This is a genomic window from Brevibacillus laterosporus LMG 15441 (assembly GCF_000219535.2).
Lineage (GTDB): Bacteria > Bacillota > Bacilli > Brevibacillales > Brevibacillaceae > Brevibacillus_B > Brevibacillus_B halotolerans.
The window spans coordinates 1,482,292-1,495,613 of sequence record NZ_CP007806.1; the positions used below are offsets into that span (position 1 = coordinate 1,482,292).

General features: G+C 40.7%; 12 protein-coding genes and 1 pseudogene. 9 read left to right on the top strand and 4 right to left on the bottom strand.

The annotated features are described in order from the left end of the window. Positions 1-182: 182 nt before the first annotated feature. The 3 genes and pseudogenes from BRLA_RS06865 to BRLA_RS25220 all read left to right on the top strand — a co-directional run bounded on the left by BRLA_RS06865 (position 183) and on the right by BRLA_RS25220 (position 1,846). Complete coding sequence (locus BRLA_RS06865; protein WP_003338212.1) at positions 183-563, top strand: CidA/LrgA family protein; 381 nt, start codon at positions 183-185, stop codon at positions 561-563. A gap of 5 nt (positions 564-568) precedes the next feature. Continuing rightward, positions 569-1,240, top strand: a complete 672-nt coding sequence (locus BRLA_RS06870) for an LrgB family protein (RefSeq protein WP_003338211.1) — start codon at positions 569-571, stop codon at positions 1,238-1,240. An 83-nt stretch (positions 1,241-1,323) separates the two neighbouring features. Further along, positions 1,324-1,846, top strand: a pseudogene (locus tag BRLA_RS25220) (GNAT family N-acetyltransferase). Positions 1,847-1,935: 89 nt separating this feature from the next. Here the strand turns inward: BRLA_RS25220 and BRLA_RS06875 are convergent. Continuing rightward, positions 1,936-2,868, bottom strand: coding sequence for a Na/Pi cotransporter family protein (locus BRLA_RS06875; RefSeq protein WP_022585440.1), 933 nt, complete (start codon positions 2,866-2,868; stop codon positions 1,936-1,938). An 84-nt stretch (positions 2,869-2,952) separates the two neighbouring features. Between BRLA_RS06875 and BRLA_RS06880 the strand changes: the two genes are divergently transcribed. Then, on the top strand, positions 2,953-4,311 hold the full coding sequence (locus BRLA_RS06880; RefSeq protein WP_003338208.1) for a class I SAM-dependent rRNA methyltransferase: 1,359 nt from the start codon (positions 2,953-2,955) through the stop codon (positions 4,309-4,311). Positions 4,312-4,520: 209 nt separating this feature from the next. Here the strand turns inward: BRLA_RS06880 and BRLA_RS06885 are convergent, their stop codons facing one another. After that, entirely contained in the window at positions 4,521-5,123 is a 603-nt protein-coding gene (locus tag BRLA_RS06885) for a dienelactone hydrolase family protein (RefSeq protein ID WP_236867748.1), read from the bottom strand. Positions 5,124-5,770: 647 nt separating this feature from the next. Between BRLA_RS06885 and BRLA_RS06890 the strand changes: the two genes are divergently transcribed. Next, positions 5,771-6,919 (top strand): D-alanine--D-alanine ligase, encoded by a 1,149-nt coding sequence (locus BRLA_RS06890; RefSeq protein ID WP_003338206.1) that lies wholly within the window; start codon positions 5,771-5,773, stop codon positions 6,917-6,919. Positions 6,920-7,012: 93 nt separating this feature from the next. Here BRLA_RS06890 and BRLA_RS06895 read toward each other — a convergent pair whose 3' ends face one another. Both BRLA_RS06895 and BRLA_RS06900 read right to left on the bottom strand, forming a co-directional pair. After that, positions 7,013-7,669 carry a hypothetical protein gene (locus BRLA_RS06895; protein WP_003338205.1) on the bottom strand — a complete coding sequence of 219 codons (657 nt, stop codon included), beginning with the start codon at positions 7,667-7,669 and terminating at the stop codon, positions 7,013-7,015. A 700-nt stretch (positions 7,670-8,369) separates the two neighbouring features. Next, on the bottom strand, positions 8,370-9,746 hold the full coding sequence (locus BRLA_RS06900) for a UDP-N-acetylmuramoyl-tripeptide--D-alanyl-D-alanine ligase (protein WP_003338203.1): 1,377 nt from the start codon (positions 9,744-9,746) through the stop codon (positions 8,370-8,372). Positions 9,747-10,126: 380 nt separating this feature from the next. Between BRLA_RS06900 and rpsU the strand changes: the two genes are divergently transcribed. From rpsU to floA, 4 genes are all read left to right on the top strand, one after another. Further along, a complete protein-coding gene (gene rpsU / locus BRLA_RS06905; RefSeq protein ID WP_003338202.1) occupies positions 10,127-10,300 on the top strand; it encodes a 30S ribosomal protein S21 in 174 nt (57 codons plus the stop codon). Positions 10,301-10,318: 18 nt separating this feature from the next. Beyond that, positions 10,319-10,765, top strand: coding sequence for a GatB/YqeY domain-containing protein (locus tag BRLA_RS06910; RefSeq protein WP_003338200.1), 447 nt, complete (start codon positions 10,319-10,321; stop codon positions 10,763-10,765). 202 nt (positions 10,766-10,967) lie between these two features. Then, the gene (locus BRLA_RS06915; RefSeq protein WP_003338199.1) at positions 10,968-12,317 is read left to right on the top strand and encodes an NfeD family protein; all 1,350 of its coding nucleotides are present in this window, start codon (positions 10,968-10,970) and stop codon (positions 12,315-12,317) included. 6 nt (positions 12,318-12,323) lie between these two features. Beyond that, the gene (gene floA / locus BRLA_RS06920; protein ID WP_003338198.1) at positions 12,324-13,319 is read left to right on the top strand and encodes a flotillin-like protein FloA; all 996 of its coding nucleotides are present in this window, start codon (positions 12,324-12,326) and stop codon (positions 13,317-13,319) included. Positions 13,320-13,322 lie beyond the last annotated feature (3 nt).

The window sequence follows — 13,322 nt, forward strand, 5'->3', positions numbered from 1 at the left end:
GATATAGGCGATTGTGGACCTTGTCATTAGGGGGAACAGTAAAAGAAAGTCAAACACCAGAGCAGAGCACTAAGAAACCCCTTACAAAAATGAACAATTACGTATAGTGTTAAAAAAGGGTTTGTTCCATAGCTCAACAGCGTTATGATAAAGAACGACAAATAGAAAAGGGAGTGGTAGGAATGTACGGATGGATTATCCTGTTTGCCTTTTACGGTATAGGTGTTATCTTTCATAATTACCTGTATATTCCTCTTCCAGGCAGTCTCATTGGGCTTATACTTTTGACAACGAGTTTGGTAACAAAGTTGGTACCATTGCGATTAGTGGAAGGGGCGGCAGATTTTTTACTCAAAAACATGCTCTTGTTTTTTGTCCCTATTATCGTTGGAGTTACACCTTATTTTCATTATTTGGAGCAAAAACCGCTTGCCATCCTTGTGGCATTAGTGGCAGGTCCAGTAGCTGTCATGATGGTAACCGGAATTGTGGTCCAAAAATGGCGTGACTGGGAAAAACGAAAAGAGGATGTACTTCTACAGCAAAGTGAACGGGGGGACTGAGGATTATGTGGGAGGTTATCGCGATTCTCCTAACACTAGCTGGTTATATGGTAGCTAAAATGGTATCAAAAAAATATCCGTTTGTGCAGCCAATGATAGCAGCGTCGATTTTAGTGTGGTTAGTGTGGTGGCTCATCAATAGTGATTGGCAACTCTATGATAAAGGGGGCTCGTATATTTCTTTCTTTTTAGGGCCGGCAACAGTAGCGTTAGCCATCCCATTGGCAAAACAATTTAAACAGGTATTAGAGCTATGGAAAGCTATTTTAGCTGGTGTCGCTAGCGGATGTATTGTGGCGATTTCTTCATCATGGTTCATGATTTGGATAATGGGAGGAGATCAAACCCTGATTCGTAGCATGATTTCTAAATCAGTCACGACTCCTATCTCGGTTGAATTAACCAATACAATTGGAGGAATACCTGCATTAGCGGCCTTATTTACAGCCGTAACAGGTATTGTGGGAAGCTTGTTATATCGGCTTGTCATACGTGTGGGACGCATCTCAGATGATTGGGCCATTGGATTAGCAGTGGGAACCAGCGCTCATGCAGTCGGCACAGCAGGTATGATGAATCAGAGTCAACGAAAAGCTGCGGCGTCTAGCTTGGCAATGATCTTAGCGGGAATTATTACATCTATTTATTTTATCCCGATTCAGATGCTGCTTTCTTAACCATGGTGCAGTTTATTTAACACTTATCGAGCAACAAAAGCTTTGCCTATAATGGAACTAGAACTACCTATGCGTATTTTTGCATGCCACTAAATCTTCTTCTCGCGAGGTGTTTAACGGTTATTCGTCACGTTAATCCTTCAGATTATGCAATCGTATCACTGCTTATTAATGAGTGATGGGGTGGTAGACAGATGGCGGACATGCTCCCTAAATTATTTTTTGAGCATTTTACTCATACAGCTTCAGCTTCATTGCTGAAAAGAATGGCGAATTGCTAGGCTTCTTAATTGGTTTTTTGTCTCAAACTCATAGAGATGAAGCTTATATTCACTTTGTAGGTATACATATTGAGTAACGGAAAAATCAACTGGGAAAACGCTTGTATGAGCCAACTTTTTCAAAAGGTGTTAGAAAGTAATCGCAATGTTGTGCGCTGCGTAACGTCGTCTGTCAACAAGGCTTCATAGCCTATCATCAGGAAATGGGATTTGAAATCGAAAAAAGGATACGGAAGTAGATGGCATTTTTTGTTTTTACTGACTATGGTGGAAAAATGAGCATCGTGTTTTATTTGTGAAGCAATTAACCGAATCAAATATGTGAAAAAAGGTAAGTAACTATGCGGGAAACTCCATACGTACTTACCTTTTTATTGTGATTTTACTTGCGAAAAGGGGATTTGAAGATAAAGGTTATTTGTGTTCTGGGATTAACCACTGAATTCCTTTGGCTATGCTAGAAGCGAAGGGGAGAGCAATTACGGAGCATAATAAGTTAAAAATCGTTTGCGCATGGGCAATTTGCATAGAAGGATTGGTTGTCAATAATCCTGCTAAATAAGCTAGCATTGATACAAATGGGAGGAATACAAGTCCCCCTACTACATTAAATAGCGTGTGGCACCAAGCCACTTGCTTGGAAGCGGTATTTGTTCCAATGCTAGCAATGATGGCGGTGATACAGGTACCGATGTTACCACCTAAAACGATGGAGATGGCTGTGTCCATGGAAAAGACTCCGTAGGATATTAATGTCATGGTAATGGCTGTTGTAGCAGCACTACTGTGAACTAAGGCTGAAAAGACTGTCCCAGTCAAAAGACCAATCCAAAGGGAGTGCTTGCTTTCAAGAAATAAGGTTCGGAACGTTTGTGAGTTTTCTAAAGGCTTGGCAATGACTTGCATCGTATCAATGCCTAGAAATATGAGGCCAAATCCCCCAATAATTAGTCCTATTGCTTTTGATCTACGCTTGGGCTGTAACCACATAGCCACTCCGATTAATAACAGAGGAACGGCAAAATCCTCGAGATGTAGCGCAATTAATTCTGTAGTAATCGTAGAACCTACATTGGTACCTAAAATGATTCCAATAGTCTGTGAGAAGCCAATAATCCCTGCTTGCGTCAGCCCGATTGTTAAGACCGTAACAGCCGTGGAGCTTTGCAAAACAAAGGTAGAAAAAAGACCAGAAAAAAAACTATGTGTTGTTGAACGGGTAAAACGTGTTATAATCAGTTCCATTCGCCGTCCTGCTAATTGATTAAAGCCAATTCTCATAGCGTACAGTCCAAGCAAAAAGAAACTGAGTCCCATGAAAAACGGCAACAAGATGTGATATAACATGGACAATTCAATTCCCCCCATGAAGGTACCTTATAATACGCTATGCTTGTACAGAGACAAGCATGACTAGGAGGATATAGAGAAGTGACGAAAGTATTATTGCAACGAAATCGTAAAAAGCGTTTGGAAGCAGGTCATCCTTGGGTGTTTCAATCCGAAGTATTGGAGATTCAGGGAGATTTTCTAGCTGGGGATATCGTAGAAATTTGTAATCATCAAGGACATTTTTTAGCAAAAGGCTATATTAACCCTGATTCCCAGATGATCGTGCGTGTAATGAGCTATAATCCAAAAGAAGAGATTGATTATGACTTTTTTGTTCGTCGGTTCCGCGAGGCAAAAGAAACACGTGAACGCTTTGTAAACAATCCTAGAGCTTGTCGCGTCATATATGGAGAGGCAGATTTTTTACCGGGTCTTATTGTGGACCGTTATAACGATGTTCTGGTTATGCAAGTTCTATCTATGGGGATGGATATCCGTCTCGATATGATTAAAATGGCTTTGATAGAAGTATTTGAGCCCGCCGGCATTTATTTGCGCAATGATGTGCCTGTGCGAGAGCTAGAAGGATTGGAACAAGGAAAGGGCGTTTTGTATGGAGAATGCCCGGCTGAGATTGAGATCGAGGAAAACGGTTTGAAATATGTCGTGGATATTGTGGAAGGGCAGAAAACAGGTTTTTTCTACGATCAGCGTGAAAACCGAGCAGCGATTGCTCCGTTAATGACCGGTTGGGGAGAAAAACATGGCATCAAGCTTTTACCAATAGGCGAAGATGATGAGCCTATCTACGACAAAAAAGGTAAAAAACGCGATGTGTTACCAAAGATGGATGAAGCGGGTCAACCAATCCAGCGCCCAGTAGATAGACGCGGTAAAGTAATGAAAAATCCATTCTGGGATGGAGCAGAAGTATTGGAATGCTTTACACATACGGGTTCCTTTACTCTAAATGCTTGTAAGCACGGTGCAAAGAAGGTAACAGCACTCGATATCTCGGAGCATGCTATCGAAACAGCAAAGCGCAATGTTGGACTTAATGGATATTTACATCGAGTTGATTTTGTGGTAGCAAATGCCTTTGATTATCTGCGCGAAAATGTGGAAGCGGGTAAGAACTGGGATGTTGTCATCCTAGATCCTCCGGCCTTCGCAAAATCTCGTGGTGCAGTAAAAGGTGCTTGCCGTGGTTACAAGGATATTAATCTACACGGCATGAAACTAGTACGTCCAGGGGGGTACCTAGTAACAGCATCATGTTCGTATCATATGTCACCAGATTTATTTCTGGAAACCATTCAGCAAGCAGCATATGATGCGAAAAAGATTTTACGTTTAATAGAATGGCGTGGCGCTGGCAAAGACCATCCGCAAATTAGTGGAGCGGATGAAGGACACTATTTAAAATTTGCGATTTTTGAAGTAAGAGACCGTAAATAAGAGAAGTAACTCAAGGCTTTTGTAAAGAAAACAAGAAGCATCCTCTCACTATTAAATGAAAGTGAAAAGGGTGCTTTTTTACTTATACTCACCTCTGGAAGTTGGAAATATAGGGAGTGTACAGTGATCAATTGTCATTTTTGCTTTTCACTTATCTCTTCAGGATATTTCATTGAGCTTCGTAGCAAGTACTTGAAACTCTTGCTAGTTTACCTTGTTAGATTATCTAAGAATTGTTGCACGTCCTCATCTGCTAACGATGCAGCAACCGGCTGATAGTGACTGGAATATGGATTGCTAAAACCATGAAGGGCTGGATACTGTTCTAAGATAACCTCCGGGGTTCTGGCTAGTGTTTGCAATAAAGCAGAGAGATCAAATGCAGGCTCAGACTGTCCGTAAAGAAGAAGAGCAGGGACTTTGGGAATGATGTTCGTATAGTGACGGATACGGGAACCGTAGTAACCAACGCTACCATCGCATAGGCCTGTGTACCCTGCTAGTAACCAAGCGACTGTTGCGCCAACGCTAAAGCCCATCACAACAATGTGTTGGTATATTGGACGTTGATTTTGTAGCACTTCAGCTACTTGACTAGTGGCTTGTTCAAAGCCAATAGACATAAAACGTTGGTAAGCCTGCTCTTCTTCTTTTTGGAGGAAAAAAGGTATTTCTTTGTACCAGGAGAAGCCGAACACATCCCACGATTGATTGGCATACTGTCGGCAAACCTCTAGCATGTGCTGATTAAGCCCATATATCTCAGGTAGAATTACCAATAATCTTTTTTCGCCGCTACGCAAGAAATACATAAGGACATAGCCTACTTTCTCATCCAAATAATTTTGTTTATCATATCAAACGTAATATTATTCTGACAACAGGATTTACTCATAGATTTTTTATGTATCATTTGTCACGGTATTTACTGGATCTTTGCTACAGTTGTTTGGCTGGAACGTTGTATTTTTATTGAAAACGATGTAAAATGGCACGAAATTCAATGATGAACTGTACAGGTATCTTATTTACATACATTTTGTTGACTATTCTCATTACTATTCCTCTTTCCTTCTGAAGAATTGTAGTAGACTTAGCTATAAGTACTCAGAGCTGTATTTTCACTTTTCTGTTAACGCGCAGTAACACCCTCGAACCAAGTTAATATACTTCACCTTAATTCATGCAGATAACATGATGATAATGTACTCAGTTCAACTCTCTTTTTACTGGTGAGGGCTTGATTTAGAGATGAGTAGTAGCAAGGTTAGTAGCTATCTTAGTTAGTAAAGATTTGTGAGTCTTCTTAGAATTAACCCCATTCACTCTTGTCAGCCACAGTAACATTTTGTATGCTGAGAAAGGAAAATATGTGGCAAAAGCACTTTTTAGGCTGTGGGCATATGAATAAGAATTAAGCGAATCAGCCGTGTCGAACAGAAGGGAAAGGGGCATATACATGGGAAACAAAATCCGATTGGGCATTATTTACGGAGGAAAGACATCTGAGCATGAGGTATCGCTCTTAACGGCCCTTTCTATTATGAAGGCAGTAGATAAAAATAAATATGAAGTACAACCGATCTATGTACAAATGGATGGGACTTGGTTAAAAGGTGGACCTATCGCAGATCAAGTCCTTGAAAGTGTGAATGTGCTACGCTTAGATGGGGGAGTATCTTCTGGTAGTAATGATCATGATCAAGAAAAGCAAGGGCAAATAACTCTTGCGGGTAACCAATCACTGATGGGTAAGCCAGCTAATGTGATGTCCATTCATCAGGAAGTAGATGTTATTTTTCCAGTGATTCATGGACCAAATGGTGAGGATGGTACTGTACAGGGTTTATTAGAATTAGCAGATATTCCTTATGTGGGTACAGGAGTTATGGCATCTGCAGTGGGAATGGACAAATTGATGATGAAAAATGTTTTTGCTCAAGCAGGTCTTGATCAAGTTCAATACATGGGCTTCTTACGTTCTCAAATCGAGCGTGAAGTAGACAGCGTTATGAACCAGATTGAACAAAAGCTAGGCTATCCTTGTTTTGTAAAGCCAGCCAATATGGGTTCTAGTGTTGGAATTACTAAAGCTAAAGACCGAGACGATTTGCGTGGAGCTTTGGAACTTGCTTGTAAATTCGATCGTCGTATTATTGTTGAAGAGTTCATTAAAGCCCGTGAAGTAGAAATTGGTGTATTAGGGAATGAAGAATTACGCACCTCCGTCATTGGGGAAGTTATTGCAGCCAAAGAATTTTATGATTATGAAGCGAAATATAAAGGTGGAGGTACTGATCTCAAAATCCCAGCTGATCTACCACAGCAAGTAGCCGATCGTATTGCTGAGATGGCAAAAACGGCATTTCAGGCATTGGATGGCTCCGGTTTATCACGTGTTGATTTCTTCTATGATGAGGAGAATGACCGTGTAGTAATTAATGAGGTTAATACGATGCCAGGCTTTACCCCATTTAGCATGTATCCAATGTTATTTGCAGAAGCAGGCATTCCGTATGCTGAACTAATCGATCAACTTGTTCAACTAGGGCTAGAGCGTTATGAAGAAAAACAAAGGAATATTGTAGCAGCTGAAGAGCTAGAATAGAGTGGGAGCCTTCTCGTTTGGGAAGGCTTTTTCTTTACGTCCAATTCTTAGTAATAACGATGTTTTTCTAATTTGGTCTGATTACATTTTACATTAAGTAGCGTAATGTCCAAATCTTTTGCTATCTATCTTTTTGTTCATCGTTTTTAGGATAGCTAGGATATCTTGTGTTTGGTTTTCTTCAATTCGTTGCAGTAGGTGTGTATGATCAGTTTGGACAGCTTTTACATCATGAAGCTCTTTTTTAATAATACTCAAATCATTCTTAATGCCACTAGATTCAGATTTGATCGTATCTAAATCTTTTTTGATATCACTAGATTCAGATTTGATTGCGTTTAATTCTTGTTTGATACCATTAGATTCAGATTTGAGTGCATCTAATTCTTTTTTGATACCACTAGATTCAGATTTAATCGCGTTTAATTCTTTTTTGATACCATATGATTCAGCCTTAATCACATCTAATTCTTTTTTGATGCCACTAGATTCGGATTTGATCGCATCTATGTCTTTTTTGATACTATATGACTCAGATTTTAACCAGTCTATATCTTTTTTTATAAGACTTGAATCTTGTTTTACAATGTTTAACTCTGCTTCGATACTACTTACTTTTGAATTAATCCCACTTACCTCTTTTTTTATCTCTTTAGTTTCTAGCTGAGTAGCCTTAATATCATGGTTCATGCTGTCGAGTTTGGCATTAATTCCCTGTAAAGCCTCCATTACTGATATGTGAAATTCCATGTCCATCCCCCCTAAGTTTGATTCTAACATACGATATGTTAAGGGGTGACTGCAAAAAAAAACGAGCAAAAAGCGCGATTTTCCTATTTTTTAGATGTTTCGGTTGATAAAGCTTTCTATTTACTATCTTTATTAAAGGATATAAAAAAAGCCCTCTTTAACCCAAGAAGGCTGTATGGATCACTCTTATGTTTGAGGTACTTTATCCCAGCAGGTGTGATTCACGAACTTATTACAATCCTCCCTTAATTTAATCTGATCCGCAACCTCCAGAGTCACTACTTCCGGAGTCACTACAGCTGTCCCAACTAGTTGATACCTCCCCACAACCTGGTTGAGTATCATTGTGAGACAAAAATGTAGAAGAGCTAGTTGAAAACGAATGATGATCTGTAGATTGTGAACGCGATTGTGAATGGGAGTGGCGGAGTTTTAGCAAGAGGGGGACAATGATTAAGAGTAGCATGATAAGTATTATAATATCAAACAAATTATGTACCTCCGATCATCTTTACTGAGGGTTGAGATATTTTTCTTCCTCATTAAGTATAACGTTTGTTTTGAAGGGAAGTTTCAGAAAATGATTAGCTAACAAGGATTTAAAAATAAAAAGCATCTCTTCCAGCAATAAATTAGATGCTAAAAGAAATGCTTTACTCAATAATTCGAACAACATGTTGGATAATTAGGGTTAAAAAGCTTAAATCTCCAGCAAGGAAGGTAGCAGTGTTTCTAACTTCATGCCTCGGGAAGCTTTTAGTAAAACGGCAGAATGTGGTTTTACTAAAGAACGGAGGTAGACGATCGCTTCTTCCTTAGAACTAAAATGATGGCTTTCTCCCTGATAGTGTTCTCCGATAAACCGTGAATCCTCTCCAATAGTTACCATACAAGTAAAGCGGTCATCCCACTTTGATACGTATTCTCCTACTTCAGCGTGTAATGCTTGGCTATCTGAGCCTAATTCCAATAGATCACCTACGATTAGTACTTTGGTGCGGTCTTGAAAAAGGTCTGCAAAGTTTTCAATAGACGCCTTCATGGATAAGGGATTGGCATTGTAGGCATCGTTGACGATAATCATCCCATTTTGAGATGTATGAATTTCAAACCGCATACCTGAAATGCTTAGGGTAGCCATTGCTTGTTGAATCTCCTCAAGGCTCATCCCTTGCTCACGGGCAATTCCGATAGCTGGTAAGGCATTAGATACATTATAGGTCCCAAATAGCGGCATAAATACACGCAGGGTTTGCTGATCTTCAAAGTGGACAGTGAAGTGCGTACCTTTATCATCTGTAAGTAAATCCGATGCCCATAGATCAGCAGGGCCTTTCACGGAATAATAGCAAATCGGGCTATCAGATAAGTGTTTAACTTTCTGGAGGTATTCGTTATCTCCATTCAAATAAACACGTCCTTCTGGTGCAGTATGCGGCAATAGTTCTGCTTTTGCTAGAGCAATTTTTTCTAGTGAACCAAAGTATTCCATATGCGCCTCACCAATACTTGTAATCACGCTATAGGTTGGTCTTGTAATAGAAGCTAATAAATCAATCTCTCCAGCATGACTCATGCCGAGCTCTAGAACTGCGGCTTCGTGACTATTATCTACATGTAGGATGGAAAAGGGAAGACCGATATGATTGTTAAAGTTTTTATACGTACTGCAAATAGGACGTGAACTAGCTAGAAGGTGAGAAATCATATCTTTCGTAGTTGTTTTTCCTGTACTGCCTGTAACTGCAATGAATGGAATAGAAAACTGATTTCGATAAGCACTTGCTATTTTTTGGAATGCTGTCAAAGTGTCATTTACAAGAATCAAACCGAAATCATTAGGAAGAGTAGCTGGAACTTTTGACAAGTCGGATACCAGTGTGGCGATTGCTCCAGCTTCCTGAGCCTGCTTGATAAAATCATGTCCATCGCGTGTTTCTACCAGTGGTACAAATAAACTGTCGGGTTGTAATTGACGGCTGTCAAAGTGAGCGCTGGTAACATTGGCTTCGGGATTCCCTTGAACGAGTATCCCTCGCGCCATTTTAGTAATGGTATTTAAAGTAGTGGGTAGCATAGTTTTATTCTCTCCTTGTCATCATTTCTGCTATGTCCACAGATAACGATGGGTATAACCGATATGGATAAAAAATAGCCTATATAGAAGGCATCCCACGTCATGCTAACACGGTGGACGAATTGCCGCAATAGCAAGAACATGAAAAGTGGATAAAATGGAAATAGGAGTATGCGTCTATTGCGGTAGCTGTTTCTATAAGGTATGATAATAGTATGCCTTGCTTGAAGAATCTTTGTAAAAGATACTCAAGCAAGTATTTGGGTTGAGGGTTGGAAAAAGGTTGACCTACCGCCCTTTCCTGATTTATAATGTAGTCTGACAGTCTGTAGAATAATGAACAGTTGTCCCACGGTTTCAAGCGGAGGGAGGGAAAATAGATGGCAGAAGTACGCGTTAGAAAAAATGAATCTTTGGAGAGCGCGCTTCGTCGTTTTAAGCGTGAAAATGCTAAAGCTGGAGTGTTGGCTGAGCTTCGTAAGCGTCGCCACTTTGAAAAGCCTAGCATTGCTCGTAAGAAAAAATCCGAAGCGGCTCGTAAACGTAAGTTCTAATTAACGGGAGGGCTCATCATGAGTGTAATGGAGCAACTCAATCACGATATGAAGCAAGCTATGAAGGACAAATCGGTCTTAAAGCTCTCCGTTATTCGCATGGTCAAAGCCACCATTAAAAACGAAGAGATTAAGTTGGGTCGAGATCTGTCCGACGATGAAGTGCTGACTATCTTGACCCGTGAGTTAAAGCAACGCCGTGACTCCCTCCATGAGTTTGAGAAAGCCGGTCGCGAGGATTTAGCGACAAAGACACGTGACGAGTTGGATATTATATTGGCTTATATGCCTGCTCAATTAAGCGAAGATGAGATTCGTCAAATCGTTCGCGAGGCTGTAGCTGCTGTTGGCGCTACATCCAAAAAAGAGATGGGCAAAGTCATGGGAGCCATCATGCCTAAAGTAAAAGGCAAAGCTGACGGCAACCTTGTCCAACAAATCGTCTCTGAAGAATTACCTTCATAAGCAAATGAAATCCAGTCTCACGCAGGCTGGATTTTTTGCGGTACAGTAAATAAGCAGCCCTGTCAAAGAGAAAGATTTCTCATTGACAGGGCTTTTCTTTGCTTATAAGCGATTTATACAACTTAATGAAACTTCCTTCCAATCTTCTCGTATACCTACATAAGATGTTACAAATCATGATAGGAAAGGAGGAATTCACATCTTGAGACAGCATCTAGCCTTTACTCGCATGTTTACCTGTATGCTTGCTCTTATGATGTTTGCTGGAGGAATGTTGGCTTGGACAGCTTGGTCTCAGCCTGTAGAAGCAGCAGGTAAACGCGTTTTTTATGTGCCTGTTGAGCAAGATATTGAGCGTGGTCTTGAAAGCTTTTTGCGACGTGCTTTTCAACAAGCCAATGAACAACGCGCTGATGTCGTTATTCTTGACATTAATACTCCAGGTGGAGATGTGGTTTCGGCTGGTAATATTGGTGCATTGATTAGGAGTGCACCTATGAAAGTCGTTGCATATATTAACAATCAGGCTTTTTCAGCAGGAACTTATATTGCTTTGAATGCAAATGAGATTGTAATGGAACCAGGAAGTAGTATCGGGGCTGCTGCACCGATTGATGTACAAGGTAATGCTGCTCCAGTGAAAATTACTTCTGGATGGGCTCAAATGATGGAGGAAGCAGCTAAGTTAAACGGCAGAGATGCTTCCGTAGCAAAAGCGATGGTTTATATTGATCAGGATTTTGCTGGATTAAAAAAGAAGGGGGAAGTTTTATCCCTTGGTGCTGAGGAAGCACAGAAACTAGGCTATGCTGATAAAATTGTTCGTAGTAAAGCAGAATTGTTTCAATATGTAGGGGTAAATGAGAGTGAAATTGTACACATTTCTCCTACTCCTACCGAGAAGGTCGCAAGGTTTGTAACCAATCCAGTTGTTCTAAGCTGTCTCTTGTTAATTGGAATGCTGGGAGTCATTATTGAGTTGTTTGCTCCGGGGTTTGGAGTTGCGGGCACTATTGGTATTTTGTCCTTTACACTCTATTTCTTCGGACATTTTGTGGCAGGTTTTGCTAATTGGCTGGATATTGGACTGTTTATTATTGGGGTCATTTTGATGATTCTAGAAATCTTTTTACCGGGTGGCATCGTAGGCTTCCTTGGGTTTGCAAGCATGTCCACAGGTCTAGTATTAGCTGCTTACGATACAAAACAAGGGCTTACATCTCTGGGGATTGCGGCGATTATTACCCTTATTGTAGCGTTTATACTGGCTAAATATTTCGGATTAAGAGGTACCTGGAGTAAATTTGTTCTAAAAGAGGAGCAGCATAGGGATACAGGGTATGTCGCTCCTAAAAATCAAAATGATCTACTTGGGAAAACTGGTGTAGCATTAACTAATTTGCGCCCTGCTGGAGTGATCTTGATTGGCGAACAACGTATTGATGCTGTAAGTGCAGGTGGATACATTGCGGCTGGCAGCGAAATAAAAGTGGTTCAAGTAGAAGGAGCACGGATTGTCGTGCAAGATTGGAAAAATGAAAGTAAGGGGTAGATTTAGATGGACACAAGCATGATATCTTTCGTGTTTATGATCGCGGTTGTCATCATTGTATTGTCTGTTTTCTTTTCATTTGTACCGGTAATGCTATGGATTTCTGCTTTAGCTTCAGGTGTGAACGTGAGTATTCTAACATTGGTAGCAATGCGTTTGCGTCGTGTAACACCGGCCCGTATCGTCAATCCGTTAATTAAGGCGCGTAAGGCTGGACTTGACCTTAATACGAATCAATTAGAGAGTCACTTTCTAGCGGGTGGTAATGTTGATAGAGTCGTAGATGCCTTGGTAGCAGCTCAACGTGCAGATATTCCACTAGGCTTCGAACGAGCAGCGGCGATTGACCTAGCTGGCCGTGATGTGTTGGAAGCAGTACAAATGAGCGTAAATCCGAAAGTGATTGAGACCCCAATTATTGCCGCAGTAGCGATGGATGGGATTGAGGTACGTGCGAAGGCGAAAGTAACAGTACGTGCGAATATTGATCGTTTAGTTGGTGGTGCTGGTGAAGAGACAATTATCGCTCGTGTTGGCGAAGGGATTGTCACAACTATCGGTTCGTCCAACAAACATAAAGATGTATTAGAAAACCCAGATCTTATTTCACAAACCGTGTTAAATAAAGGCCTAGATGCAGGTACAGCCTTTGAAATTCTATCGATCGATATTGCGGACGTAGATGTAGGTAAAAATATTGGCGCCCAATTACAAACAGACCAAGCAGAAGCTGACAAACGCATCGCGCAGGCAAAAGCAGAAGAACGTCGTGCTATGGCTGTGGCAACGGAACAAGAGATGAAAGCGCGCGTTGAAGAGATGAAAGCGAAAGTAGTGGAATCTGAAGCGGAAGTACCACTTGCTTTGGCTGAAGCATTGCGTTCAGGTAAGCTAGGTGTTATGGATTATTACAACATGCAGAACATCATGGCAGATACCGCTATGAGAGAATCATTTGGTGACCCTGAAGGTACGAAGAAAAACGACATAGATAAGAAATAGGTG